Source organism: Micromonospora chaiyaphumensis (assembly GCF_900091435.1).
Lineage (GTDB): Bacteria > Actinomycetota > Actinomycetes > Mycobacteriales > Micromonosporaceae > Micromonospora > Micromonospora chaiyaphumensis.
Genome location: NZ_FMCS01000002.1, coordinates 82,440 through 108,003, shown reverse-complemented (window position 1 = coordinate 108,003; position 25,564 = coordinate 82,440). Strand labels below are relative to the sequence as shown.

At 72.9% G+C, this 25,564-nt stretch carries 25 protein-coding genes; 16 read left to right on the top strand and 9 right to left on the bottom strand.

Translation table 11 applies throughout. The features are described 5' to 3' along the window. The first annotated feature begins 6 nt into the window (after positions 1 to 6). From GA0070214_RS06245 to GA0070214_RS06225, 5 genes are all read left to right on the top strand, one after another. The gene (locus tag GA0070214_RS06245) at positions 7 to 2,514 is read left to right on the top strand and encodes a bifunctional FO biosynthesis protein CofGH (protein ID WP_091260125.1); all 2,508 of its coding nucleotides are present in this window, start codon (positions 7 to 9) and stop codon (positions 2,512 to 2,514) included. A 154-nt stretch (positions 2,515 to 2,668) separates the two neighbouring features. Continuing rightward, positions 2,669 to 2,950 (top strand): hypothetical protein, encoded by a 282-nt coding sequence (locus tag GA0070214_RS06240; protein ID WP_091260123.1) that lies wholly within the window; start codon positions 2,669 to 2,671, stop codon positions 2,948 to 2,950. Between the two features lie 86 nt (positions 2,951 to 3,036). Continuing rightward, complete coding sequence (locus tag GA0070214_RS06235) at positions 3,037 to 4,434, top strand: DUF4331 domain-containing protein (RefSeq protein ID WP_091260120.1); 1,398 nt, start codon at positions 3,037 to 3,039, stop codon at positions 4,432 to 4,434. A 60-nt stretch (positions 4,435 to 4,494) separates the two neighbouring features. Beyond that, positions 4,495 to 4,788 (top strand): phospholipase, encoded by a 294-nt coding sequence (locus tag GA0070214_RS06230; RefSeq protein WP_091261398.1) that lies wholly within the window; start codon positions 4,495 to 4,497, stop codon positions 4,786 to 4,788. 491 nt (positions 4,789 to 5,279) lie between these two features. After that, complete coding sequence (locus GA0070214_RS06225) at positions 5,280 to 5,540, top strand: WhiB family transcriptional regulator (RefSeq protein ID WP_013284161.1); 261 nt, start codon at positions 5,280 to 5,282, stop codon at positions 5,538 to 5,540. 137 nt (positions 5,541 to 5,677) lie between these two features. Here GA0070214_RS06225 and GA0070214_RS06220 read toward each other — a convergent pair whose 3' ends face one another. After that, a complete protein-coding gene (locus tag GA0070214_RS06220) occupies positions 5,678 to 6,127 on the bottom strand; it encodes a metallopeptidase family protein (RefSeq protein ID WP_091260118.1) in 450 nt (149 codons plus the stop codon). Positions 6,128 to 6,281: 154 nt separating this feature from the next. On the opposite strand from GA0070214_RS06220, the gene GA0070214_RS06215 reads away from it, so the two are divergent. Beyond that, entirely contained in the window at positions 6,282 to 6,653 is a 372-nt protein-coding gene (locus GA0070214_RS06215; RefSeq protein WP_091260116.1) for a DUF3499 domain-containing protein, read from the top strand. 214 nt (positions 6,654 to 6,867) lie between these two features. On the opposite strand, the gene GA0070214_RS06210 is transcribed toward GA0070214_RS06215, so the two are convergent. The 4 genes from GA0070214_RS06210 to GA0070214_RS06195 all read right to left on the bottom strand — a co-directional run bounded on the left by GA0070214_RS06210 (position 6,868) and on the right by GA0070214_RS06195 (position 10,976). Further along, complete coding sequence (locus GA0070214_RS06210; protein WP_208602669.1) at positions 6,868 to 8,244, bottom strand: NAD(P)/FAD-dependent oxidoreductase; 1,377 nt, start codon at positions 8,242 to 8,244, stop codon at positions 6,868 to 6,870. Beyond that, complete coding sequence (locus GA0070214_RS06205) at positions 8,244 to 8,984, bottom strand: pyridoxamine 5'-phosphate oxidase family protein (protein WP_091260114.1); 741 nt, start codon at positions 8,982 to 8,984, stop codon at positions 8,244 to 8,246. The genes GA0070214_RS06210 and GA0070214_RS06205 overlap by 1 nt, the downstream gene beginning before the upstream one ends. Beyond that, entirely contained in the window at positions 8,969 to 10,315 is a 1,347-nt protein-coding gene (locus GA0070214_RS06200; RefSeq protein WP_091260111.1) for an aspartate aminotransferase family protein, read from the bottom strand. The genes GA0070214_RS06205 and GA0070214_RS06200 overlap by 16 nt, the downstream gene beginning before the upstream one ends. Before the next feature lie 148 nt (positions 10,316 to 10,463). Continuing rightward, positions 10,464 to 10,976: an Lrp/AsnC family transcriptional regulator gene (locus GA0070214_RS06195; protein WP_091260108.1), complete on the bottom strand. Its 513-nt coding sequence runs from the start codon at positions 10,974 to 10,976 to the stop codon at positions 10,464 to 10,466. 207 nt (positions 10,977 to 11,183) lie between these two features. On the opposite strand from GA0070214_RS06195, the gene GA0070214_RS06190 reads away from it, so the two are divergent. From GA0070214_RS06190 to speB, 7 genes are read left to right on the top strand one after another with little or no spacing between them, the layout of a single operon-like run. Then, entirely contained in the window at positions 11,184 to 12,368 is a 1,185-nt protein-coding gene (locus GA0070214_RS06190; protein ID WP_091260106.1) for a polyamine ABC transporter substrate-binding protein, read from the top strand. A 5-nt stretch (positions 12,369 to 12,373) separates the two neighbouring features. Beyond that, a complete protein-coding gene (locus GA0070214_RS06185) occupies positions 12,374 to 13,528 on the top strand; it encodes an ABC transporter ATP-binding protein (protein WP_091260104.1) in 1,155 nt (384 codons plus the stop codon). Further along, positions 13,525 to 14,433 (top strand): ABC transporter permease, encoded by a 909-nt coding sequence (locus tag GA0070214_RS06180; protein WP_091260102.1) that lies wholly within the window; start codon positions 13,525 to 13,527, stop codon positions 14,431 to 14,433. Before GA0070214_RS06185 ends, GA0070214_RS06180 begins: the two co-directional genes overlap by 4 nt. Beyond that, positions 14,430 to 15,272: an ABC transporter permease gene (locus GA0070214_RS06175; RefSeq protein ID WP_244167577.1), complete on the top strand. Its 843-nt coding sequence runs from the start codon at positions 14,430 to 14,432 to the stop codon at positions 15,270 to 15,272. Before GA0070214_RS06180 ends, GA0070214_RS06175 begins: the two co-directional genes overlap by 4 nt. Further along, on the top strand, positions 15,269 to 16,690 hold the full coding sequence (locus tag GA0070214_RS06170; protein WP_091260100.1) for an NAD(P)/FAD-dependent oxidoreductase: 1,422 nt from the start codon (positions 15,269 to 15,271) through the stop codon (positions 16,688 to 16,690). Before GA0070214_RS06175 ends, GA0070214_RS06170 begins: the two co-directional genes overlap by 4 nt. Then, positions 16,690 to 17,892, top strand: coding sequence for a saccharopine dehydrogenase family protein (locus GA0070214_RS06165; RefSeq protein ID WP_091260097.1), 1,203 nt, complete (start codon positions 16,690 to 16,692; stop codon positions 17,890 to 17,892). Before GA0070214_RS06170 ends, GA0070214_RS06165 begins: the two co-directional genes overlap by 1 nt. Next, positions 17,889 to 18,902, top strand: a complete 1,014-nt coding sequence (gene speB, locus GA0070214_RS06160; RefSeq protein WP_091260095.1) for an agmatinase — start codon at positions 17,889 to 17,891, stop codon at positions 18,900 to 18,902. The genes GA0070214_RS06165 and speB overlap by 4 nt, the downstream gene beginning before the upstream one ends. 4 nt (positions 18,903 to 18,906) lie before the next feature. On the opposite strand, the gene GA0070214_RS06155 is transcribed toward speB, so the two are convergent. The 4 genes from GA0070214_RS06155 to GA0070214_RS06140 all read right to left on the bottom strand — a co-directional run bounded on the left by GA0070214_RS06155 (position 18,907) and on the right by GA0070214_RS06140 (position 22,627). Next, positions 18,907 to 19,350, bottom strand: a complete 444-nt coding sequence (locus GA0070214_RS06155; protein WP_091260093.1) for a hypothetical protein — start codon at positions 19,348 to 19,350, stop codon at positions 18,907 to 18,909. A 100-nt stretch (positions 19,351 to 19,450) separates the two neighbouring features. Next, on the bottom strand, positions 19,451 to 19,798 hold the full coding sequence (locus GA0070214_RS06150; RefSeq protein ID WP_091260090.1) for a DUF779 domain-containing protein: 348 nt from the start codon (positions 19,796 to 19,798) through the stop codon (positions 19,451 to 19,453). Then, positions 19,798 to 21,303: an aldehyde dehydrogenase gene (gene adh, locus GA0070214_RS06145; RefSeq protein ID WP_091260088.1), complete on the bottom strand. Its 1,506-nt coding sequence runs from the start codon at positions 21,301 to 21,303 to the stop codon at positions 19,798 to 19,800. The genes GA0070214_RS06150 and adh overlap by 1 nt, the downstream gene beginning before the upstream one ends. 40 nt (positions 21,304 to 21,343) lie before the next feature. Further along, a complete protein-coding gene (locus GA0070214_RS06140; RefSeq protein WP_091260087.1) occupies positions 21,344 to 22,627 on the bottom strand; it encodes a GAF domain-containing protein in 1,284 nt (427 codons plus the stop codon). Between the two features lie 129 nt (positions 22,628 to 22,756). On the opposite strand from GA0070214_RS06140, the gene GA0070214_RS06135 reads away from it, so the two are divergent. The 3 genes from GA0070214_RS06135 (at position 22,757) to GA0070214_RS06125 (ending at position 25,513) form a co-directional block, all read left to right on the top strand. Then, positions 22,757 to 23,617: an SCO6745 family protein gene (locus tag GA0070214_RS06135; protein ID WP_091260085.1), complete on the top strand. Its 861-nt coding sequence runs from the start codon at positions 22,757 to 22,759 to the stop codon at positions 23,615 to 23,617. A gap of 181 nt (positions 23,618 to 23,798) precedes the next feature. Then, positions 23,799 to 24,464 (top strand): response regulator transcription factor, encoded by a 666-nt coding sequence (locus tag GA0070214_RS06130; protein ID WP_091260083.1) that lies wholly within the window; start codon positions 23,799 to 23,801, stop codon positions 24,462 to 24,464. Then, positions 24,461 to 25,513 carry a sensor histidine kinase gene (locus GA0070214_RS06125; protein WP_091260081.1) on the top strand — a complete coding sequence of 351 codons (1,053 nt, stop codon included), beginning with the start codon at positions 24,461 to 24,463 and terminating at the stop codon, positions 25,511 to 25,513. The genes GA0070214_RS06130 and GA0070214_RS06125 overlap by 4 nt, the downstream gene beginning before the upstream one ends. Positions 25,514 to 25,564: the final 51 nt, after the last annotated feature.

Here is a 25,564-nt window from a genome sequence, read left to right as displayed (position 1 = left end):
GGGCGGATGGTTGATCGCAGCGAGCCCGTCCCGACCGAGGCGAGTGTCCGGCGGGCGCTGGGCCGGGCCGCCACCGGCCGGGCACTGGACCTGGCCGAGGCGAGCGCTCTGCTCACCGCCCGCGGCGCGGCGTTGGACGAGCTGCTCCGGATCGCCGGTGAGATCCGCGACGCCGGGTTGCGGGAGGCCGGCCGTCCGGGCGTCATCACCTTCTCGAAGAAGGTGTTCATCCCGCTGACCCGGCTCTGCCGGGACCGCTGCCACTACTGCACCTTCGCCACGGTGCCGCACCGGCTGCCCGCCGCGTACCTGGAGCGGGACGAGGTCCTCGCCATCGCCCGGGAGGGCGCCGCGCAGGGCTGCAAGGAGGCGCTGTTCACCCTCGGCGACCGGCCCGAGGAGCGCTGGCCGGCCGCTCGGCGGTGGCTGGACGAGCGGGGCTTCGACTCCACCCTCGACTACCTGCGCGCCTGCGCGGTGGCGGTGCTGGAGGAGACCGGCCTGCTGCCGCACCTGAACCCGGGCGTGCTGTCCTGGTCGGAGCTGCAACGGCTCAAGCCGGTCGCGCCGAGCATGGGCATGATGCTGGAGACCACGGCGACCCGGCTCTGGTCCGAGCCGGGCGGCCCGCACTACGGCTCGCCGGACAAGGAACCCGCGGTGCGCCTGCGGGTCCTCGACGACGCCGGCCGGGTCGGCGTGCCGTTCACCACCGGCCTGCTGATCGGCATCGGGGAGACCCTGGCCGAGCGGGTCGACGCGCTCTTCGCCATCCGGCGGGCGCACCGGGAGTACGGCCATCTCCAGGAGGTGATCGTGCAGAATTTCCGCGCCAAGCCGGACACGGCGATGCGCGGCATGCCCGACGCGGAGCTGCACGACCTGGCCGCCACGGTGGCGGTGGCCCGGGTGCTGCTCGGCCCGAAGGCCCGGATCCAGGCCCCGCCGAACCTCATCGAGGGCGAGTACGACCTGCTGCTGCGCGCCGGCATCGACGACTGGGGCGGCGTCTCGCCGGTCACGCCGGACCACGTCAACCCGGAGCGTCCCTGGCCGCAGCTGGACGAGCTGGCCCGGCGCACCGGGCAGGCCGGCTTCACCCTGCGCGAGCGGCTGACCGTCTACCCGGAGTACGTCCGGGCCGGTGACCCGTGGCTCGACCCGCGCCTGCTGCCGCACGTCACCGCCCTGGCCGACCCGGAGACCGGGCTGGCCGTCGAGGCGGCCCGTCCGGTGGGCCGGCCGTGGCAGGAGCCGGAGGAGGTGTTCGGCGGGCGGACCGACCTGCACGTCACCATCGACACCACGGGCCGGACCGGGGACCGGCGGGGCGATTTCGACGACGTCTACGGCGACTGGTCGGAGGTGGCCGCAAGGGTCAGCGTGCCGGCCGCCGTGGCGAGCGACCCCGACCTGCGCGCCGGCCTGCGGCTGGCGGCCGACGATCCGGCCGCGCTGCTGGACCCGGCGCACGAGGCGAAGGCGCTGGCGCTGTTCGGCGCGGACGGCCCGGCGCTGGACGAGCTGTGCCGGATCGCCGACGACGTGCGGCGGGACGCGGTCGGCGACGACGTCACCTACGTGGTCAACCGCAACATCAACTTCACCAACGTCTGCTACGTGGGCTGCCGGTTCTGCGCCTTCGCCCAGCGGGAGAGCGACGCCGACGCGTTCCGGCTCTCCCTGGGTCAGGTCGCCGACCGGGCCGAGGAGGCGTGGGCGGCCGGCGCCACCGAGGTCTGCCTCCAGGGTGGCATCGACCCGAAGCTGCCGGTCACCGGCTACGCCGACATCGTGCGGGCGATCAAGGCGCGGGTGCCGGGGATGCACGTGCACGCCTTCTCCCCCATGGAGATCGTCACCGCCGCCGCGAAGGCGGGCGTGCCGGTGCGGGAGTGGCTGCTCCAGCTCCGCGAGGCCGGCCTGGACACCATCCCGGGCACCGCCGCCGAGATCCTCGACGACGACGTGCGCTGGGTGCTCACCAAGGGCAAGCTGCCGGCCGCCGCCTGGGTCGAGGTGGTCGGCACGGCACACGAGCTGGGCATCCGGTCCAGCTCCACCATGATGTACGGCCACGTCGACCACCCCGGCCAGTGGCTGGCCCACTTCCGGGTGCTGGCCGGCGTGCAGGACCGCACGGGCGGCTTCACCGAGTTCGTGGCGCTGCCCTTCGTCCACACGAACGCGCCGATCTACCTGGCCGGCATCGCCCGGCCCGGCCCGACCTGGCGGGAGAACCGGGTCGTGCACGCGATGGCGCGGCTGCTGCTGCACGGCCGGATCGCCAACATCCAGTGCTCCTGGGTGAAGCTCGGCGACGCCGGCACGGTGGCCATGCTCCAGGGTGGCTGCAACGACCTGGGCGGCACCCTCATGGAGGAGACCATCTCCCGGATGGCCGGCTCGGGCAACGGCTCGGCGCGTACCGAGGAGCAGCTCCGGGCGATCGCGGCGGCGGCCGGCCGGCCGGTCCGCAAGCGGACGACCGCGTACGGTCACGTCGGCGCGTAGCGTCGAACCTTTCCCCGCCGCCGGCCGTACCAGTGGGTGCCGGCGGCGGTTGCGGCGAGGACCGCCGCCGGCGCACCCCCAGCCCGGGGCACCCGGCGGCGTCCGGGTCCCGGTCCACCGTGGGCGCTGCGGCGCCGGCCCGGAAAGGTTGCCCATGACCACTGATGAGCCGAAGCGGCGGCCCTGGCCGCGACTGACCCGCCGGCAGACGTTGACCGCCGCCGCGAGCGCCACCCTGGGCGCCGCCGCCCTCACCGTGCCGGGCCTGTCCGCCGCGCAGAACGCCCCCTCCGCGGGCCGTCGCGACGAGCCGATCGTGGTCCACCTCCGCGACGCGGCCTCCGGCGCGCTGGACGTCTTCGTCGGCACGACCCGGATCCAGGTACGCGACCGCGGCCTGGCCGACCGCCTGGTCCGCGCCGCCGGCCGGCGCTGACCGCCCCCGCGCCACCGGCGCGGCCCCGGCGCGACTCCCGGCGCCGGTCCCATTCCCCGCTACCCCCGACGAAGGTGTGGTCCGCCATGTCCTCTCACCGCGAGGCTCCGGAGATAGCCAAGGATCCGGTCGCCGACAGCTCCGATCTGTACGCGTTCGTCAGCCCGAGCCAGCCCGACACGGTCACCTTGATCGCCAACTACGTGCCGGTGCAGCTCCCCTCCGGCGGCCCCAACTTCTTCGAGTTCGGCGACGACGTCCGGTACGAGATTCACGTCGACAACGACGGCGACGGTTATCCGGATGTCACCTATCGTTTCGAATTCACCACCGAGATCACGAATCCGAACAGCTTTCTTTACAACACCGGGCCGATCGAGTCGCTGGACAGCAAGAACTGGAACCGGCGGCAGTTCTACCGGCTGACCCGGGTGTCCGACGGCCGCGAGCACGTGCTGGCGCACAAGCTGCCCTGCCCGCCGTGCAACGTCGGCCCGCTGTCGACCCCGAAGTACGCCGACCTGGTGCGACAGGCGACGTTCCGGCTGTCGACCGGGGAGAAGGTCTTCGCCGGCCAGCGGGCCGACGGCTTCTTCGTCGACCTGGGCGCCGTCTTCGACCTCGGCACGCTGCGCCCCTTCCAGCAGCTGCACGTGGCCGGCAAGAAGCTGTTCAAGACCGAGGGCGAGCCGGTCAACGCGCTGGACCGGCTGAACGTGCACAGCATCGCCGTGCAGGTCCCGCTCAGCAAGGTCCGGCGCAAGGCCGCCCGGTACGGCTACGCCGACCGCGCCTCGACCATCGGCGTCTGGACGACCGCGTCCCGCCAGCAGGTGCGGGTGCTCGGCGACCGGGTCGCCGCGGACACGGCCGCCGGCCCCTTCACCCAGGTTTCCCGGCTGGGCAACCCGTTGTTCAACGAGGTCGTCGTGCCGATGTCCAGGAAGGACCTGTGGAACACTCTCCCGCCCACGGAGGACAAGCGGTTCGCCCAGTTCGTCGAGCACCCCGAGCTGGCCGCGCTGCTGCCCGCGCTCTATCCGGGCGTCTTCCCGAGTCTGGACGCGCTGAACAAGTCGAAGAAGCCCCGGGCCGACCTGGTGGCGATCCTGCTCACCGGCGTGCCGGCCGGCCTGATCGACGGTTTCGCCAACACCACGGGCGACCTGCAGGCCGACATGCTCCGGCTGAACACGGCGATCCGGCCCAACCGCAAGCCGGACCGGTTCGGGGTGCTCGGGGGCGACCTGGCGGGCTTCCCCAACGGCCGGCGGGTCGGCGACGACGTGGTCACCATCGCGCTGCGGGCGATCGCCGGGCTGACCGTGCCACTGGTCGACAAGACGTTCAAGCCGGACGCGGCGGCGGCCGCGGTCACCCCGGGGCTGAGCGCGGCCGACGTGACGGCGCCCTTCCTCGGCGACTTCCCGTTCCTCGGCACGCCCTACGACGGGTTCAGCAACCCGCCGGCGAAGAAGTCCTGAGCGGGAGGTCCCGTGCACGACCACCACCACGCTCTCGGGCCCTCCCAGAGCGGCAGCGTCATGCTCGACCTGGGCGGCGAATCCGGTGCGCTGATCATCCACACCGGACGGCACCTGCACGGCCGCGAGATCGAGATCAGCCGGGCTGACCGGGACGAACCCCGGACCCATTCGGCCGTACGCGAGCGGCACGTCCGCGACGGCGTCGTCCACTGCGCCGTCTACCCGGACCTGGCGGCCGGTCCCTATACCGTCTGGTGGGACAGCGCCACGCCGGCCGGCGTGATTTCGGTCGCCGGTGGCGCGATCGCCGAATTCGTGTGGCCGGCCAGCTCACCTCCGGGTGCTGACTGACCGCTCAGGCCGCCGCACCGTCGCGCCCCGTCCACATGCTGGACGGGGCGCCGTCGGCGTTGGCGGGCTCGACGGGCGGTACCGCTCGTGTCGGGTTAACCTTGCCCCCACCAATGCTGATCTTGGACGGTGTCACGACGACCGCCCGGATGCGGTCCGCCGGAAGCCTCCACCGGGGGCCGCCGGCGGTGTCCACACCGGTGCGCCACGGCAGAAAACTTCGGGCAACTCGCCGGGGAAGGCGTTACTCGTCCGGGGTCTGAATCGATAGGGCAGGTTGCGAGGGTCGGGCGGCCACCACGGCCGTCCGGACGTGTCGGGAGGGCGACTCCATTATCAAGTTTGGCTTGACGGCGCACGCATTACACGCGTGTAATTTGAATGGGGTTGTTCGCGCGGAACGCAACAAATTGTGACCGGACGAACAAGCACGCCTTTCGCGTGGGGGGTTGCAGCGGCGATGACGCCGGTGCGCGACAAGGAGGCAACGGATGGACGGCCAGCTCGAGGTGGCCGACCTGCTCGGAAACGCGCCGGAGTGGCAGGAGCGGGCGCTCTGCTCGCAGACCGACCCGGAGGCGTTCTTTCCCGAGAAGGGCGGCTCGACCCGCGAGGCGAAGCGCATCTGCTCGCGGTGTGAAGTGAAGACGGAGTGTCTCGAATACGCCCTCGGTCACGACGAGCGGTTCGGGATCTGGGGTGGGCTCTCCGAGCGGGAGCGGCGCAAGCTCAAGCGGCGGGTCGCCGCCTGACGCACGTACCGGACCGGGGCGGTGGGGGCCGCCCGGGGTCCGGGGCCGGCGACCCGGCCGGCGGGGGCCGGCCGGGACCCGGCGAGCGCGCGTGGCGGCCGGCCGGGCAGGCGCGTGGCGGTCGGCCCGGCGGTGGCTCAGGCCAGTTCGTCGGGGTCGACCCCGAGCAGGTTCGCCACCTGCTCGATGATCACGTCGTGCACCAGGTCCGCGAGGTCCTCGCGGTCCATGGCCCGGAACTCCAGCGGCCGCCGGTAGAGCACGATCCGTGGCGGCACCTCCTGCCGGCCCGGGCGCCCGGGCAGCAGCCGGGCGAGCGGGACCTCGCCGTCCTCCAGCACGTCCGAGTCGTAGACGTTCAAGTCCGGCGGGACGTCCTCGACGGCGAACTCGACCCCGGCCAGTTCCTTGGCGAAGCGGCGTTCGAGCGTCTCCACCGTGTCCAGCACCAGGTCGTCGAAGACCTCGGCCTTCGTCCGGGCCAGCGGCACGGTGGCCGGCACCAGCCGCCCCCGCAGGCCCCGCCCGTGGCGGTCGCGGTGGGTGCGCCGGCCGGAGCCGGGGCGGCGGTTTTCCGGGCTCGTCATGACGCACAGGGTAGCCCGCGCACCGGGGTCGCCCGCCGTCGCGCCGCCGGCCCGGCGCGCCGACGCGCCGATCGGACGAATTGTGATCACCATGACGGGCGTGTCGCAACGCGAAGCGGTGCGCCGCACCCGGTAATGGAGATACCCTGCCGCCGTGAGGTCACCACGGCGCTGCTCCCGTAACGGCTGCCCCCGGCAAGCGGTCGCCACATTGACCTATGTCTACAACGAGTCCACGGCCGTGGTGGGCCCTCTCGCCGCGTTCGCCGAGCCGCACACCTACGACCTGTGCGAGCCGCACGCGCGCAACCTCACCGCCCCGCGTGGCTGGGACGTGGTGCGCCACGAGGGCGAGTTCGAGCCCCCACCACCGACGACGGACGACCTGGTCGCCCTGGCCGAGGCGGTCCGGGAAGCCGCCCGCCCGGCACCCCCACGCCCCCCGTCGGACGACAACGCCCAGGCCCAGCAAACCCCCCAACAGGGCCGCCGAGGCCACCTCCGCGTAATCCCCCCCAACCACTGACGGCCCGCCTGGCCCCGCCGGGCGGGTGGAGCGCAGTTGATCAAGAGGTTTGCGTCAAAATCCGGCCCCAGCCCGACGCAAACTTCTTGATCAACCCGCCCCCGGCCCGCGAGGGCCGGTTCCGGCGGGTTGATCATGAGTTTGGCGGCGTTTTTGATCTCCGTTGGTGCCGCTAACTTCATGATCGACGCGGGGGGCCACGGGTGGGGGTGGGTCAGTGGCCCAGGAGGTGGGAGAAGGCTTGGGCTCGGCGGGACGGGCGGTTGGTTCTCAGCTCGGCCTCGTCCGCTGACGACATGACCTTCAGGCCGGCGTTGACCGCCAGCCAGCGGAGGGGTTCCGGTTCCCATCTCGGGGAGCGGTGGTTGACCCAGGGGAGGGTGGTCAGGTCGGTCTGCTGGCCGCGGATGAGGTCGGCCAGGGTACGGCCGGCCAGGTTGCTGGTGCCGACGCCGTCACCGACGTAGCCGCCCGCCCAGGCGAGCCCGGTCGACCGGTCCAGGCCCACCGAGGCGGCCCAGTCCCGGGCCACGCCGAGCGGCCCGCCCCAGGTGTGCGTCACCGGCACCTCCGGCCCGAGCACCGGGAAGAGTTCGCCGAGCACCCGGCGCAGCGCCGCGAAGACCCGCGGCTCCCGGTCGAAGTCGGGGCGTACCCGGGAGCCGTAGTGGTAGGGGGCGCCCCGCCCACCGAAGGCGAGCCGGCCGTCCGCGGTGCGCTGGCCGTAGATGATGACGTGCCGGTAGTCGGAGAACGTCTCCCGCTCGGCCAGCCCGATCTCCGCCCAGGCCGCCTCGGGCAGCGGCTCGGTGGCCACCATGAGCGAGTAGACCGGTGCCACGGCCCGCCGCTGGCCGGGCAGCGCCGGGGTGAAGCCTTCGGTCGCCCGGACCACCACGGGCGCGCGGACCACGCCGGCCGGGGTCACCGCCGCCCCGGGCCGCAGCGCGGTCACCGGAGTCCGCTCGAAGACGCGTACGCCCCGGCGTTCCACCGCGGCGGCGAGGCCGCGGACCAGCTTCGCCGGGTGCACGGCGGCGCAGTGTGGGGTGTACGTGCCGCCGCGTACCCCCTCGGCGTGGCAGCGGGCGGCGGCCTCGGCGGCGTCGAGCAGCACCAGGTCGGCATCGGCGAGCCCGTGCTCGCGGGCCTCCGCGACGGCGGCCCGGGCCCGGCCGAGCTGGACCTCGGTGCGGGCCAGCACGACCGTGCCGCCGGCCCGCCAGTCGCAGTCGATGCCCTCGGCCGCGACCACCCGGCCGACCTCGCGGACGGTCTCGTGCATGGCGTGCTGCATGGCGAGCGCCCGGTCCCGGCCGTGCCGGCGGGCCAGCGCCGGCAGGGAGGTGGGGAAGAGGGCCGAGCACCAGCCGCCGTTGCGGCCGGAGGCGCCGTAGCCCGCGATCTCCTTCTCCAGCACGACGATCCGCAGTGCCGGGTCGGTCGCGGCGAGGTAGTACGCCGTCCACAGCCCGGTGTAGCCGGCGCCCACGATGACCACGTCGGCGTCGGTGTCGCCGGGCAGGCCGGGGCGCGGGGTCAGCGGCTCGTCCACGCTGGACAGCCAGTACGACAGGTCCTGGTAACGCATCACCACTCCGGTGGGGGCAGGTCGTGGCGCAGCTTCGGGTCGGGCTGCGGGATCCCGTACGTCTCGGCGACCGGCACCACCCCGGCCCAGACCGGCCGGTCGAGGTCGTCCTCGGGGTCGTCGGGCGGGCCGGCGCTGACCTTCACCGAGCACTCGTCCAGCGGCAGGGCGAGCACCAGCGTGGCGGCCAGTTCCTTCGCCGAGGGCGGCCGGATCTCCGCCCAGCGGCCGGGGAGCAGGTGCTCGGAGAGGCGGTGCAGCGCGGCCAGCTTCGCCTCGCCGGTCAGCGCGGTGAGGGTGCCGAGCACCATGGCGCAGCGGTAGTTCATCGAGGACTCGAAGGCGCTGCGGGCCAGCACCAGGCCGTCGAGCAGGGTGACGGTGAGGCAGGCCGGCGCGCCGGCGGCGAGGTGCCGGAACAGCCGGCTGCCGGTGGAGCCGTGCACGAGGACCCGCTCCCCGTCCCGGGCGTAGGCCACCGGCAGCGCGTACGGCTGGCCGCCGTCGGCGACGGCCAGGTGGGCGACCCGGCCGGCGTCGAGCACGGCGTGCAGCGTCGAACGGTCGTGGACGGCGAGGTCGGGCAGCCGGCGTACCCGGGTCCGGTCGGTGCCGCCGACGGCGCTCGTCGCGGCGGTCCGGTCCCCGGCGTCGGGTCCGGCGGCTCCGACGGCGCGGGGCCGGCTCCCGGTGTTCCGGGAACCGGCCCCGTCCGGGCTGCCGGTCAGAGGCGCGACCATGCCTCGGTCAGCACGGCGCGCAGGATCTGCTCGATCTCGTCGAACTGCTGCTGCTGGGCGATCAGCGGCGGCGCGAGCTGAATGACGGGGTCTCCCCGGTCGTCGGCGCGGCAGTAGAGCCCGGCCTGGAAGAGCGCGGTGGAGAGGAAGCCGCGCAGCAGCCGCTCCGACTCGGCCTCGTCGAAGGTCTCCCGGGTGGCCTTGTCCTTGACCAGCTCGATGCCGTAGAAGTAGCCGTCGCCCCGGACGTCGCCGACGATCGGCAGGTCGTTGAGCTTCTCCAGGGTGGACCGGAACGCGGCCTCGTTGGCGCGGACGTGGCCGACCAGGTCCTCGCGGGCGAAGACCTCCAGGTTGGCCAGGGCCACCGCGCAGGAGACCGGGTGACCGCCGAAGGTCACCCCGTGGGCGAACATGCCGGTCTCGGTGAGGAACGGCTCCATGAGCCGCTCGCTGGCGATCATCGCGCCGAGCGGGGCGTAGCCGGAGGTGATGCCCTTGGCGGTGGTGATGATGTCGGGCTGGTAGCCGTAGCGGACGGCGCCGAAGTATTCGCCGAGCCGGCCCCAGGAGCAGATCACCTCGTCGCTGACCAGCAGCACGTCGTACGCGTCGCAGATCTCCCGGACCCGCTCGAAGTAGCCGGGCGGCGGCGGGAAGCAGCCGCCGGAGTTCTGCACCGGCTCCAGGAAGACCGCGGCGACGGTGTCCGGCCCCTCCCGCTCGATGGCGCGGCCGATCTCGTCGGCGGCCCAGCGGCCGAACGCCTCGGGGTCGTCGCCGTGCTCGGGGGCCCGGTAGAAGTTGGTGTTCGGCACCTTGATGCCGCCGGGCACCAGCGGCTCGAAGTCGCTCTTGATGCCGGGCAGGCCGGTGATCGACAGCGCGCCCATCGAGGTGCCGTGGTAGGCGATGTAGCGGCTGACCACCTTGTACTTGTTGGGCTGGCCGGTGCGCTTGAAGTAGGCCCGGGCCAGCTTCCACGCCGCCTCGACGGCCTCGGAGCCGCCGGTGGTGAAGAAGACCCGGTTGAGGTCGCCGGGGGCCAGCGACGCGACCTTCTCGGCCAGCTCGACGGCCTTCGGGTGGGCGTACGACCACAGCGGGAAGTACGCCAGTTCGCCGGCCTGCTTGGCGGCCGCCTCGGCGAGTTCGGTCCGGCCGTGGCCGGCGTTGACGACGAAGAGCCCGGCGAGTCCGTCCAGGTACCGGCGGCCCTGCGAGTCCCAGACGTACGCGCCCTCGCCGCGCACGATCGTCGGGACCTCGCCGGCGGAGTAGCTGGCCATCCGGGTGAAGTGCATCCAGAGGTGGTCGGTGGCGTTGGCCATGTCAGCCCCATCGGGTCTCGGGCCGGTCAGGGGTGACACCGGCCGCTCTGCCCACGGTTATCCCACAGGCAATGCCGATAAGGCAAGTGTCGGGGGCAAACGGCAACGGATTCAGCGAGCGGCGTTTGTCACCGCAACGGAATCCGTATCAGGCGGTGCCCCAGCTGTAGGTCTGCTTGCGCAGCTTGAGGTAGACGAACGCCTCGGTGGAGACCACGCCCGACACCCCGCGCAGCTTCTGGAGGATCTCCAGCAGGTGCTCGTCGTTGCGGCAGACCACCTCGGCCAGCAGGTCGAACGAGCCGGCCGTGATCACCACGTAGTCGATCTCCTCGAAGTCGGCCAGCCGGTCGGCCACGCTCTCCAGGTCGCCGTCGGTGCGCAGGCCGATCATGGCCTGGCGGGGGAAGCCGAGCTGGAGCGGATCGGTCACCGCCACGATCTGCATGACCCCGGCGTCGAGCAGCCGCTGCACCCGCTGCCGCACCGCCGCCTCGGAGAGGCCGACCGCCTTGCCGATCGTCGCGTACGGGCGTCGCCCGTCCTCCTGGAGCTGCTCGATGATCTGCTTGGCCACGTCGTCGAGCAGAGCGTGACTGGCGCCCTCACGCACGGTCACGCGACGGCTTCCGTTGCCGTTCTCCAGTTGCCGGTTGGCCATCGTCCGCTCCCCATGTCCGAATCCTCGTGCTGAGCGTAGTGCCCCGCGCAGTCTGGCGTATTTCGTGGCCTCAGGCTATTCCCGCAACGGAATCCCTTGTAAGGAAGGTCACCTCATGTCAGGATCAGTCGTCCATCGCCATTGACCCTCCCGCCGGCGCGCCACCCCCGTCCCGCCGCCGACGATGACCCCCCGAGGAGTCGTCACATGCGTAGTCCCCTCCGGCACCTCACGCGGCGCGGTCTGCTCACCGGGACCCTGGGCTCGGCCGCCCTGCTCGCCACCGCCGGCACGCTGGCCGGCTGCGGCACCAAGGGCGCACAGCAGACCGAGGCCGGTTGCAAGAGCGACGATCTCTCCGCCACGGAGAAGAAGCTGGCCTTCTCGAACTGGCCGCAGTACATGGACGTGGACGAGAAGGACGAGTCCAAGCGGCCCACGCTGGACGCGTTCATCGCGAAGTCCGGGATCCAGGTGACGTACACCGAGGACGTCAACGACAACAACGAGTTCTTCGGCAAGGTGCAGAACCAGCTCGCCGGCTGTCAGACCACCGGGCGCGACATCATGGTCCTCACCGACTGGATGGCCGCCCGGATGATCCGGCTCGGCTGGATCCAGAAGCTGGACAAGGCGAAGCTGCCCAACGTCGAGGCGAACCTGCTGCCCTCGCTGCGCGGCCGCTCCTTCGACAAGGACAGCCAGCTCGCCATCCCGTGGCAGTCCGGCCTGGCCGGGCTCGCCTACAACGCCAAGGTGGCCAAGGAGATCCGCACCGTCGACGAGCTGCTGACCCGCCCCGACCTGAAGGGCAAGGTGACCGCGCTGTCGGAGATGCGGGACACCATGGGCCTGCTGCTCCAGTCGAACGGCCACGACCCGGCCAACTTCACCCCGGCCCAGTTCGACGACGCGCTGAACAAGCTGAAGAAGGCCGTCGACTCCAAGCAGATCCGCAAGTTCACCGGCAACGACTACGCCCCCGACCTGGCCAAGGGCGACATCGCGGCCTGCATCGGCTGGTCCGGCGACGTCATCCAGCTCGGCTTCGAGGACGAGAAGATCAAGTTCGTGGTGCCCGAGTCCGGCGTGATGCTCTGGTCGGACAACATGCTGGTGCCGAACAAGGCCACCCACAAGGCCAACGCCGAAGAGCTGATCAACTACTACTACGACCCGGCGGTCGCCGCGCAGCTCGCCGCGTACGTCAACTACATCTGCCCGGTCAAGGGCGCGCAGGCCGAGATGGAGAAGATCGACCCGGACCTGGCCGCCAACCCGCTCATCTTCCCGGATGACGCGATGCTCTCGAAGTCCAAGGTGTTCATGGCCCTGGACGAGAAGCAGGAGAAGGAGTACGAGACCAAGTTCCAGCAGGTCATCGGGGCGTGAGGACGATGGAGCACGAGACACCGGCCGGCGATCTGCGGCTGGCCAACCTGACCAAGCGGTTCGGGATCTTCACCGCGGTGGACGACCTCAGCCTCACCATCCCGCAGGGCTCGTTCTTCGCCCTGCTCGGGGCGTCCGGCTGCGGCAAGACCACCACCCTGCGGATGATCGCCGGGCTGGAGGAACCGACCAGTGGGCAGGTGCTGCTCGGTGACCGGGACATCGCCGGGCTGCGGCCGTACAAGCGGCCGGTGAACACCGTGTTCCAGAGCTACGCGCTCTTCCCGCACCTCGACATCCACGAGAACGTGGCCTTCGGGCTGCGGCGGCGCGGCATCCGCAAGGTGACCGACCAGGTCGAGCGGATGCTCGCCCTGGTGCAGCTCGAAGGGTACGGCCGGCGCAAGCCGGCCCAGCTCTCCGGAGGCCAGCAGCAGCGCGTGGCGCTGGCCCGGGCGCTCATCAACCACCCGCAGGTGCTGCTGCTGGACGAGCCGCTCGGCGCGCTCGACCTCAAGCTGCGCCGGCAGATGCAGATCGAGCTGAAGCGGATCCAGACCGAGGTGGGCATCACCTTCGTGCACGTCACCCACGACCAGGAGGAGGCCATGACCATGGCCGACACGGTCGCGGTGATGAACGCCGGCCGGATCGAGCAGCTCGGCGCCCCCGCCGACATCTACGAGTACCCGGCCACCGCGTTCGTGGCGAACTTCCTCGGCCAGTCCAACCTGCTGGCCGGGGAGGCCGCGGGCCGCACCGGCGACGACGTGCCGGTCACCGCGCACGGCGCGCGCTTCTCGGTCCCCGCCGACCGGGCCCGGACCGACCAGGGGCCGGTCTTCCTCGGGGTACGTCCCGAGAAGCTGCACCTGGTCGGCGGCCCCGACGAGGTGCCCGCCGGCCACCAGCACGTGGGTGGGGTGGTCAGCGACGCCTCGTACGTCGGGGTGAGCACCCAGTACCTGGTGCGCACGGCGTGGGGCAGTGAGCTGTCCGCGTTCGCCGCGAACAGCGGGGTCGGCGGGCGGCTGCCCGTCGGCACCCCGGTGACCGCGCACTGGGACCCGCGGCACGCCTTCCTGCTGCCCCGGGCCGCCGGGGAGGACGACCAGACCAGCCCGGTGCTCGACGAGCCGCCGGTGGGTGCGCTGTCATGAGCGCGCTGGCCCACGTACCGGCCTCGGCGGGGCAGCCCGCGCCGCCGGGCCCCCCGCGGGGGCGGAACCGGCTGCTGCCGTACCTGCTCCTGCTGCCCGGCGCCGCCTGGCTGCTGGTCTTCTTCGTCCTGCCGCTGCTCCAGCTCGCCGCCGCGAGCCTCTACGACCCGAGCGGGTCCCTGGCCACCGGCTACGCCATGACCGGCGAGGTCGGCAACTACTGGGACGCGCTGAGCGCGTACTGGCCGCAGTTCGCCCGCTCGTTCGTCTACTCGGCCATCGCGCTGGTGCTGGCGCTGCTCATGGGCTACCCGCTGGCGTACGCGATCGCGCAGAAGGCCGGCCGGTGGAAGAACCTGCTGCTGGTCGCCGTGGTCGCGCCGATGTTCACGAGCTTCCTGGTGCGCACCCTGGCCTGGAAGACCATCCTGTCCGACAACGGCGCCCTGGTCGGCCTGCTGCGGGACGTGCACCTGCTCGGCGCCGACGGCCGGCTGCTGGCCACCCCGTTCGCGGTGGTGCTCGGCCTCACGTACAACTTCCTGCCGTTCCTGGTGCTGCCGCTGTACGCGAGCCTGGAGCGGCTCGACCCGCGGCTGCTGGAGGCGGCGAGCGACCTGTACGCGAGCCCGCTGCGCGCCTTCCGGCGGGTCACCCTGCCGCTGTCGATGCCCGGGCTGATCGCCGGCACGCTCCTCTTCTTCATCCCGGCCACCGGCGACTACATCAATGCCGAGCTGCTCGGCACGCCCAACGAATACATGATCGGCAACGTCATCGACTCGGCGTTCCTGGTCCGTCTGGACTACCCGCAGGGCGCCGCGCTGTCGTTCCTGCTCATGGCGGCGATCCTCGCGATCGTGTTCGTCTACCTGCGCAAGGCCGGCACGGAGGAGGTGCTGTGAAACTCAGGCGTTGGCTCGCCGACCGCTGGGTCATGGGCGTGGCCCTGCTCGTCCTCGGCTACCTCTCGCTGCCGATCCTCGTGGTCGCCGGGCTCTCCTTCAACCGGCCGTCCAGCCGGCTGTCCTACGACTTCAACGAGTTCACCCTGGACAACTGGGCGCAGCCCTGCGCCACCTCCGACATGTGCGACGCGGTGGTGCGCAGCATGGAGATCGGGCTGATCGCCACGGTGGTCTCCACCATCCTCGGCACGCTCATGGCGTTCGCCCTGGTGCGGCACGGTTTCCGCGGGCGGTCCGGGATCAACGGCCTGATCTTCCTGCCGATGGCCACCCCGGAGCTGGTGATGGGCACCTCGCTGCTCGCCCTCTTCGTGGCCGCCGGGGTGCCGCAGGGCTTCTGGACCATCGTCATCGCGCACGTGATGTTCTGCGTGTCGTTCGTGGTGGTCACCGTGAAGGCCCGGCTCGCCGGCATGGACCGGCGGCTGGAGGAGGCCGCCATGGACCTCTACGCCAGCGAGTGGCAGACCTTCCGGCGGATCACCCTGCCCCTGGTGCTGCCCGGCATCGTGGCCGCCGCCCTGCTGGCCTTCTCGCTGAGCTTCGACGACTTCATCATCACGAACTTCAACGCCGGCACCACGGTCACCTTCCCCATGTACGTCTGGGGCGCCGCCCAGCGCGGCATCCCGCCACAGGTCAACGTCATCGGCACGGCGATGTTCGCGATCGCGCTGCTGCTGGTCGGGGCCAGCTCGCTGCGGGGCCGCCGCGCCCGCCGCGCCGCGCTCGCGGCCCCCGTCGCCGCCGTCGGGGCTCCCAAGAGCGCGTCATGAAACTCCCGCATACCGGCCGGGCGCTGGCCGACGCCGCGCCCGTCCCGTACTGGCTCGACCGGCCGGAACGCCCCGACCCGCTGCCGCCGCTGGCCGGCACGCACGACGCCGACCTGCTGGTGGTCGGCGGCGGGTACTCCGGGCTCTGGACGGCGTTGCTCGCCAAGGAGGCCGACCCGGACCGGGACGTGCTCCTGGTCGACGCGGGCACCTGCGGCTGGGCGGCCTCCGGGCGCAACGGCGGGTTCTGCGCCGCCTCGCTCACCCACGGGCTCGCCAACGGGGCCGAGCGGTGGCCCGGCGAGATCGCCGAGCTGGAACGGCTCGGACGGGAGAACCTGGACGCCATCGCCGACACCGTCGGGAAGCACGGCATCGACTGCGACTTCGAGCGGACCGGCGAGCTGGCGGTGGCCGTCGAGCCGTACCAGCTCGCCGGGCTCGCGGAGGACGCCGAGCTGGCCCGCCGGTACGGCCACGACGTCCGGGTGCTCGACCGGGACGAGGTGCGCGCCGAGGTGGCCTCGCCGACGTACCTGGGCGGGATGTGGGACCGGGACCGCGTGGCGCTGCTCGACCCGGCGAAGCTGGCCTGGGGGCTGCGCCGCGTCGCGCTCGACCTGGGCGTCCGGATCCACGAGCACACCCGGGTCACCGGGCTGGCCCGCGACGGCGGCGCGCTGCGTGCGGCCACGGCCGGCGGCCCGGACGCCGTGCCCGGCGCGGTCCGGGCCCGGCAGGTGGTGCTGGCCACCAACGCGTTCCCGCCGCTGCTGCGCCGGCTGCGCGCCTGGGTGGTGCCGGTCTACGACTACGCGCTCATGACCGAGCCGCTGACGCCCGCGCAGCGGGACGCGATCGGCTGGCACAACCGGCAGGGGCTGGCCGACACCGGCAACCAGTTCCACTACTACCGGATCACCGCCGACGGCCGGATCCTGTTCGGCGGCTACGACGCGGTCTACCACTACGGCAACCGGATGGCCCCCGAACTGGAGCAGCGCGAGGCCACCTTCACCGCCCTGGCCGAGCACTTCTTCACGACGTTTCCCCAGTTGGCGGGGCTGCGCTTCAGCCACCGCTGGGGCGGCGTCATCGACACCTGCACCCGGTTCTGCGCCTTCTTCGGCACCGCCTACGAGGGGCGCCTCGCGTACGCTGCCGGGTTCACCGGGCTCGGCGTCGGGGCGACCCGGTTCGGCGCCCGGGTGATGCTCGACCTGCTCGGCGGGGAGGAGACCCCGCTGACCCGGCTCGACCTGGTCCGCCGCAAGCCGCTGCCGTTCCCGCCGGAGCCCGCCCGGGCCACCGGCATCCACCTCACCCGCTGGTCGCTCGCCCGCGCCGACGCGCGGGAGGGGCGGCGCAACCTCTGGCTCCGTACTCTCGATCGTCTTGGACTGGGGTTCGACTCCTGATGCGTATCCTCCTCGTCGGCGCCGGTGGCGTCGGCTCCGCCGCCGTATCCATCGCCGCCCGCCGTTCCTTCTTCGAGACCATGGTGGTCGCCGACCACGACCCCGCCCGCGCCGCGCGGGCGGTGGCCGGCCACGGCGACCGGTTCGTGGCCGCGACCGTCGACGCCTCCTCGGCCGAGGCGGTCGCCGCGCTGTGCCGGGAACACCGGATCACCCACGTGCTGAACGCGGTCGACCCGCGCTTCGTCATGCCGATCTTCGACGGCGCGTTCGCCGCCGGGGCCGACTACCTCGACATGGCCATGTCGCTGTCCCGGCCGCACCCGGACGCGCCGCACGCGCGGACCGGCGTGAAGCTCGGCGACGAGCAGTTCGCGGCGGCCGCCGCCTGGACGGAGGCCGGCCGGCTGGCGCTCTGCGGCATCGGCGTCGAACCGGGCCTCTCCGACGTCTTCGCCCGCTACGCCGCCGACGAACTGTTCACCGAGATCGACGAGATCGGGGTACGCGACGGCGCGAACCTGACCGTCGACGGCTACGACTTCGCCCCCTCGTTCTCCATCTGGACCACCATCGAGGAGTGCCTGAACCCGCCGGTGGTCTGGGAGGCCGACCGGGGCTGGTTCACCACCCCGCCGTTCTCCGAGCCCGAGGTGTTCGAGTTCCCCGAGGGGATCGGCCCGGTCGAGTGCGTCAACGTGGAGCACGAGGAGGTGCTGCTCATCCCGCGCTGGGTGAAGGCGAAGCGGGTCACCTTCAAGTACGGCCTCGGCGACGAGTTCATCGAGGTGCTGAAGACCCTGCACAAGCTGGGCCTCGACGCGGTTTCTCCGGTGCGGGTCCGCGGCGTCGAGGTCTCCCCGCGGGACGTGGTGGCCGCCTGCCTGCCCGACCCGGCCACCCTGGGTGACCGGATGCGCGGCAAGACCTGCGCCGGCACCTACGTGACCGGTACCGGGCCGGACGGCCGGCCGCGGAAGGTCTATCTCTACCACGTGGTCGACAACGAGTGGTCGATGAAGGAGTACGGCCACCAGGCGGTCGTCTGGCAGACCGCGGTCAACCCCGTGGTGGCCCTGGAACTGCTGGCCACCGGGGCCTGGTCCGGCACCGGTGTGCTCGGCCCCGAGGCGCTGCCCCCGGTGCCCTTCCTCGACCTGCTCACCGGCTACGGCTCGCCGTGGGGAATGGAGGAGCGGTGACCCGCTACGGCCCGATGTTCGGCCCCGACGTGACGTTCCTCGGCGTGCCGCCCTGCACGCTGGACGAGCCGGTGACGTACGCCGACGCCGACGTGGTGATCGTCGGCGCGCCCTTCGACGGCGGCACCTCGCACCGGCCGGGCACGCGGTTCGGCCCGTCCGCCATCCGCCAGGCCTGCTACCTGCCGCACGACGGCTCCCGCCCGTCGCTGGCGCTGCGGGTGGACGCGCTGCGCGACCTGTGCGTCTACGACGCCGGTGACGTCGAGATGTTCTCCGGTGACATCGAGCGCTCGCTGGGCGCGCTGGAGACCGCCGTGCACGCGGTCGCCGCCGCCGGCGCCATCCCCGTCGTGCTCGGCGGCGACCACTCGATCGCCCTGCCGGACGCCACCGGGGTGGCCCGGCACCACGGGCTCGGCCGGGTGTCCCTCGTGCATTTCGACGCGCACGCCGACACCGGCGACATCGAGTTCGGCTCGCTGCACGGGCACGGCCAGCCGATGCGCCGGCTCATCGAGTCCGGCGCCGTACGCGGCGACCGCTTCCTCCAGATCGGCCTGCGCGGCTACTGGCCGGGGCCGGAGACGCTGTCCTGGATGGCCGGGCAGCGGATGCGCTCGTACGAGATGACCGAGGTGGTGGCGCGCGGGCTGGACGAGTGCCTCACCGAGGCGTTCGCGATCGCCACCGACGAGTGCGAGGGCGTCTTCCTCTCCGTCGACGTGGACGTGGTCGACCCGGGCATGGCCCCCGGCACCGGTACCCCCGAGCCGGGCGGGTTCACCTCCCGGCAACTGCTCGACGCGGTCCGCCGGGTCTGCTACGAGCTTCCGGTGGTCGGCGTGGACGTGGTCGAGGTCGCCCCGCCGTACGACCACGCCGACATCACCGCGTACCTGGGCAACCGGGTGGTGCTGGAGGCGCTGTCCGCGATAGCCCGCCGCCGCCGCGACGCCGCGGGCGGCGAACCCTGGAACCCGATCCAACCCCTCCTCGACGCCCGCTGACGCGTCAGCGCCGGGGGCAGCGCGGGACGAGGCGGAGCGGTTCGGTGGTCTCGGTGAGCGAGTTGGGCTCGACGACCAGGCGGGCCGTGGCCGTGGCGGGCCCGCCACGGAACGCGCCCTCGTCGGCGGGGATGGTCGCCGTCCACGTGCCGGCGGTCCGGTCGTCGGTGCACGCCCCGATCACCCCGAACCCGAAACCGGTGATCGAACCCCGGCGGACCCGCTGGCCGAGGTGGACCTCGATGTACGCGAGGCCCCGCTCGGCGCCGCAGGCGTACCGGCCGCCGATCGTGGCCGTGTGCGCGCGGGCGTCGGCGGTGCCGAACCAGTTGACGGAGATCCTCGGGGCCGGTGCGGCGACGGCGGCGCCCGGCGCGAGGCCGAGCGTGGCGGCCGTGGCGAGCGTGGTGAGGCCGGCGGCGAGCAGAGTCTGTCGGACCGGGCGCATGCGCGGGCTCCTGTCTGGCGGTGGTGGGAAGCTGCTCCGATGTGGACCGGCGTCAGCATCCCACCGGCGCGGCGCCAGGGAGCTGGAAGATCTCGGACAGTCAGGGGGCGAGGTGGGAGCGGATGAGGAAGCGGACGCCTTCCGGGGCCTCCAGGGAGAAGCCGCTGCCCCGGCCGGGCACCACGTCGACCGTGAGCCGGGTGTGTTTCCACAGCTCCCACTGGGCGGTGGACATCCAGAACTCGACCGGCTCGGGCACCCCGTCCACCTCCAGCGAGGCGAGCAGCACGTCCGAGCCGCCGGTGCGGAACTCGCCGGCCGGGTAGCACATCGGGGCGCTGCCGTCGCAGCAGCCGCCGGACTGGTGGAACATGATCGGCCCGTGGGCCGCCCGCAGCGACCGGATGAGTCCGGCCGCCGCGGGCGTCAGGGTGACGGGGTCACCCATCAGAAGAAGCCCAGCTTCTTGGGGGAGTAGCTGACCAGCAGGTTCTTGGTCTGCTGGTAGTGCTCCAGCATCATCTTGTGGTTCTCCCGCCCGATGCCGGACTGCTTGTAGCCGCCGAACGCGGCGTGCGCCGGGTAGGCGTGGTAGCAGTTGGTCCAGACCCGCCCGGCCTGGATGGCCCGCCCGGCCCGGTACGCGGTGTTGATGTCCCGGGTCCAGACGCCCGCGCCAAGGCCGTACAGGGTGTCGTTGGCGATCTTCACGGCGTCGTCGAGGTCGGCGAAGGAGGTCACCGAGACCACCGGGCCGAAGATCTCCTCCTGGAAGATCCGCATCGAGTTGTCGCCCTCGAAGATCGTGGGCTGCACATAGTACCCGCCGGACAGCTCGCCGCCGAGGTCGGCCCGCTCGCCGCCGGTGAGCACCTTCGCGCCCTCCTGCCGGCCGATGTCCAGGTAGGACAGGATCTTCTCCAGCTGGTCGTTGGACGCCTGCGCCCCGATCATCGTGTCGGTGTCCAGCGGGTGGCCCTGCGTGACCTGCTGCGTCCGCGCGACGGCGGCGGCCAGGAAGTCGGAGTAGTGGCCCTGCTGGATCAGCGCCCGCGACGGGCAGGTGCAGACCTCGCCCTGGTTGAGGGCGAACATGGTGAAGCCCTCGAGGGCCTTGTCCCGGAAGTCGTCGGAGGCGGCGCTGACGTCGTCGAAGAAGATGTTCGGGCTTTTGCCGCCCAGCTCCAGGGTGACGGGTTTGATGTTCTCGCTGGCGTACTGCATGATCAGCCGCCCGGTGGTGGTCTCGCCGGTGAACGCCACCTTCGCCACTCGGGGCGAGGAGGCCAGCGGCTTGCCCGCCTCGACGCCGAAGCCGTTGACCACGTTGACCACGCCCGGCGGCAGCAGGTCGGCGACCAGCGAGAGCAGGTAGTGGATCGAGGCGGGGGTCTGCTCGGCCGGCTTGAGCACCACGGCGTTGCCGGCGGCGAGTGCCGGGGCGAGCTTCCAGACCGCCATGAGGATCGGGAAGTTCCACGGGATGATCTGCCCGACCACGCCGAGCGGCTCGTGGAAGTGGTACGCCACGGTGTCGTCGTCGAGCTCGCCGAGCGAGCCCTCCTGGGCCCGGACCGCCCCGGCGAAGTAGCGGAAGTGGTCGATGGCGAGGGGGATGTCGGCGGCCAGGGTCTCGCGTACCGGCTTGCCGTTCTCCCAGGTCTCGGCGATGGCGAGGGATTCCAGGTTCTCCTGCATCCGGTCGGCGATCCGGTTGAGGATCAGCGACCGTTCGGCGACCGGGGTGCGGCCCCAGGCGTCGGCGGCGCCGTGCGCGGCGTCGAGCGCCTTCTCCACGTCCTCGGCGGTGCCCCGGGCCACCTCGCAGAAGGTCTGCCCGGTCACCGGGGTGGGGTTCTCGAAGTACCGGCCGCCGTGCGGCTTCACGTACTCGCCGCCGATGAAGTGGTCGTAGCGGGACTGCCAGTGGGTGGGGGCGTCGTAGCGCGTCATGGGTACCTCCGCCGTCCGTCAGGGGTGGACGGCGGGCACGTTAGTTTCCGCGACGTTGCAGCAACGTTGCGCGCGGCAGGTCGTACTCCTCGGCGAGCTGGCGGGCCCGGGCCAGGGCGAGGGGCCGGCGCGGCGCGCCCGGCGGCAACGCCCGGGCCAGGGCCTGCCAGGCGGTGAGGTCGTCGGCGCCGGCGGGCGTCGCGGTCCAGGCGGCGAGCAGCGCCGGGTCGGCGGCGGCCAGCACGGCCGCGCGGAGCTGGCCGTCGACCAGCCGGCGCAGTCGCGCCACTCCCGGCGCGTCCGAGCCGGGCAGCAGGGGCCCGCGGTACGCCCGCAGCGCCCCCGCCGCGTCGCCGCGTTCGAGCAGTTCGGTGACGGTACGGAAGTCCGCGCGCACGGCCGGCCGCAGCCGGTACGGGCGGGAGTCGAGCAGCTCGTCGCCGAGCGCCCGGCGCAGCCGGGACAGTTCGGCGCGCAGGGTGACGGGGTGCAGCCGGTCGTCGCCGTAGAGGTCGAGGCCGAGCTGTTCCCCGGTGCGCCCCTCGGGGTGGTCGAGGAGCAGCACGAGCAGCTCGCTGTGCCGCCGGCCGAGCCGGATCCGCCGGCCGCCGACGCGCAGTTCCGCCTCGTCGCGGCCGAGCGCGGCGACGTGCAGCACATCGGGTTCGGCGGGGGCGGCGCCGGCCAGGAACGCCTCGGCGGCCCGGGCGGTGGCGCGGACCAGGGCCAGGCTCTGCGGAGTGGCCAGGTGGTTCCCGCCGGTGATGTCGACGGCACCGAGCAGCCGGCCGGTCGTGGGGTCGTGGATCGGGGCGGCCGCGCAGGTCCAGCGCTGCACCGGCCGGACGAAGTGCTCGGTGGCGAAGATCTGCACGCTGTGGTCGACCGCGAGGGCGGTGCCGGGCGCGTTGGTGCCGGCGTGGGCCTCGTCCCACCGGGCGCCGGGCACGAAGTTCATCCGCTCGGCGTGCCGGAGCACGCCGGGATGCCCCTCCACCCAGAGCAGCCGCCCGTCGGCGTCGCACACCGCCATGAGGTGCGCGCCGTCGAGCGCGATGCCGCCGAGCAGGTCGCGGAAGAGGGGCAGCACGCGGTGCAGGGGGTGCGCGGCGCGGTAGCTCGCCAGCGCGTCGTCGGTGAGGTCGACCGGGGCGGTGGCCTCGGGGTCGAGCAGCGCGGACCGCTCCCAGGACCGGCGGACGACGTCGCGGACCCGGCCGGTGGTGGTGCCGGCGGTGAGGAACGCTTCGTGGGCGGCGCCGACCTGCGCGATCCGCTCCGCCGGATCGGCACCGAATTCCAGGGCGAGCCACGGGTCAGCCATCGGCGACCTCCTCGCGCCCATGGTGACCCAGCTCACCGCCGATCGCCAAGCGCCGGGCCAACTTGTCGTTGACAAGTTTCTCCGCCGACCGCAAACTTGACAACGACAAGATGCGATCGGGAGGTCGAGATGGAACTGGCGGCGGTCCGGAAGATGTGGCAGCTCGTCGAGCCCGTGCACGCGCTGGTCTACTACGCGCCCGAGCTGACCGAGGAGGCGGCCGCGCTCGGCCTGCCGACCGGGGAGCGCTGGCCCGGCTACTTCGCGCTGCGCAGCGCCCCGCTCGGCGCGGCCGGCCCGAACCTGGTCTCCGCCACCTACTACAGCTTCAGTCCCCGGATGGTCGCCGAGTACGTGCCGGCCGTCTGGGCCACCGCCGACCCGGCCAAGGTGCTCGCCGCCCGGCTGTCCGGGGTGGACCGGGCGCTGCGCGCCCTGCTCGGCGACCGGGTCGAGTCGGCCGAGCTGGCTGAGGCCGCCGCCCTGGCCCGCCGCGCGGTCCGCGCCGCCGACCTGGGCGGCCGCCCCCTCGCCGCCGCCAACGCCGACCTGCCCTGGCCGGACGCGCCGCACCTGGCGCTCTGGCAGGCCACCACGATCCTGCGCGAGCACCGGGGCGACGGGCACATCGCGGCGCTGCGCAGCGCCGGGCTGGACCCGGCCGAGTCGCTGGTCTCCTTCGCCGCCGTCGGCGCCGCCCCCGCGGAGGTCTTCGCCAGCCGCCGGTGGACCGCCGAGGAGTGGGCCGCCGCCCGCGACCGGCTGGCCACCCGGGGCCTGGTCGACGGCGACGGCACGGCCACCGAGGCCGGCCGGCGGCTCCGAGACGAGGTCGAGCGACGGACCGACGAGCTGGCCGCCGCGCCGTGGCGGGCACTCGGGCCGGCCGTCGGCCGGTTCGCCCAGCTCGTCGCCCCGCTCACCCAGGCCGTCGTGGCCACCGGACTGCTCCCGGTGCAGAGCACCCTGGGGATCAAGCGCCCGCAGTGATCCGGCTCACTCCCCAGCCTCCGCCGGCCCCTCCGGCCGGGACGAACGCCGCAGACGGCGCGACGGGGACCGCCGGGTCGCCGCCGGCGTGGAGGATTGCTCCGGCGGCGCTTACGGAACCCTTATCTCCTGCCTGGGACCGTATGCGGGACGGACGAGGAGCACGGGGGAGCGGACAGCGGTGCGGGTGTTGGTGGCGGACGACGAGCGGTTGCTGGCGGACACGGTCGCCGAGGGGCTGCGTCGCTTCTCGATGGCGGTCGACGTCTGCTACGACGGCGACGGCGCGCTGGAGCGGATCGGGGTCAACCGGTACGACGTGGCCGTGCTGGACCGGGACATGCCCGGCGCCACCGGCGACGAGGTGTGCCGCAGCCTCGCCGGGTCCGACGCCGGCACCCGGGTGCTGCTGCTCACCGCCGCCGCCGGCATCCGGGACCGGGTGGCCGGTCTCGGGCTGGGCGCCGACGACTACCTGACCAAGCCGTTCGCCTTCGCCGAGCTGGTGGCCCGGGTGCAGGCGCTGGGCCGGCGGTCCGCCCCGGCGGTGCCGCCGGTGCTGGAGCGGCACGGGGTGGTGCTCGACGTGGCCCGGCACACCGTCACCCGCGACGGGCGGCCGCTCGGCCTGAGCCCCAAGGAGTTCGCCGTCCTGCACGTGCTCATGCGCGCCGGCGGCGGCGTGGTCAGCGCCGAGGAGCTGCTCGAACAGGCCTGGGACGAGTTCGCCGACCCGTTCACCAACGCGGTGCGGGTCACCGTGATGACGCTGCGCAAGAAGCTCGGCCAGCCCTCGGTCATCCACACCGTGCCGAAGGCCGGCTACCGGATCGGCGAGCCGGCGTGAGCCCCCGCCGCCGCGTCCTGCTGGTCGGGGCGCTCGCCCTGCTCGGTGGCTACTGGCTGCCCGGCCTCGGCAAGCAGCTGCTCGCCGGGGTGTGGTGGCGGGCGCAGGCGTTCTGCGACCTGCAGACGGTCGGCGCGGTGTGCGAGCCCGCCCGCCCGCTCATCCCGGTGCTTCCCGGGCTGATCGAGCTGCTAATTCTGCTGGCCGGTGTGTTCGCGGTCTGGGGCGCGGCCCGCTGGTGCCTGCGCCCGGTGCGCGACCTCGCCGATCCGATCGCCGACCTCGGGCCGCAGAACCTCGGCCACCGGATCCGCCGCGGTGGCCGCGACGAGCTGGCCCGGCTGGCCCGCGCCATCGACGACATGATGGACCGGGTCACGGCCGGCTACGAGGGGCAGCGGCGGTTCGCCGCGAACGCCTCGCACGAGCTGCGCACGCCCCTCGCCGTGCAGCGGACGCTCATCGAGGTCGGCATGGCCCAGTCGCTCACCGCCGAGCAGCTCGACCTGCTCACGGCCCAGCTGCTGGCCACCAACGAGCGCAACGAACGGCTCATCGAGGGCCTGCTCGCGCTCAGCGAGAGCGACCAGGGGCTGCGCTCCTCCACCCCGCAGCGCCTCGACGAGATCGTCACCACCGTCCTGGCCGCGTACGCGGACCGGGCGGCCGAGGCCGGGGTGACCGTGGAGAGCCGGCTGGCGCCCCGGGTCGTGCCGGGTGAGCGGGTGCTGCTGGAGCGCCTCGTCGGCAACCTGGTGGAGAACGGCATCAAGTACAACCGGCCCGGCGGCCGGCTCACCGTCACCGTGGGCGGGGACCCGGCGCTGACCGTCCTCAACACCGGCCAGGCCGTGCCGGGCGAGGCCGTCGCCGGCCTCTTCGAACCCTTCCGGCGCCTGGCCCGGGACCGGACCAACCAGGGCGGCGGGGCCGGGCTCGGCCTGGCCATCGCCCGCTCGATCACGCAGGCGCACGACGGCATCATCGCCGCCCGCCCCGGCGAGGACGGCGGCCTGCGGGTCGACGTCCAGCTACCCGCCGTGCGCTGACCCACCCCTCGGAGATCCCGGGAGCCGCCCGTGCGGCGTCCCGCGATGACA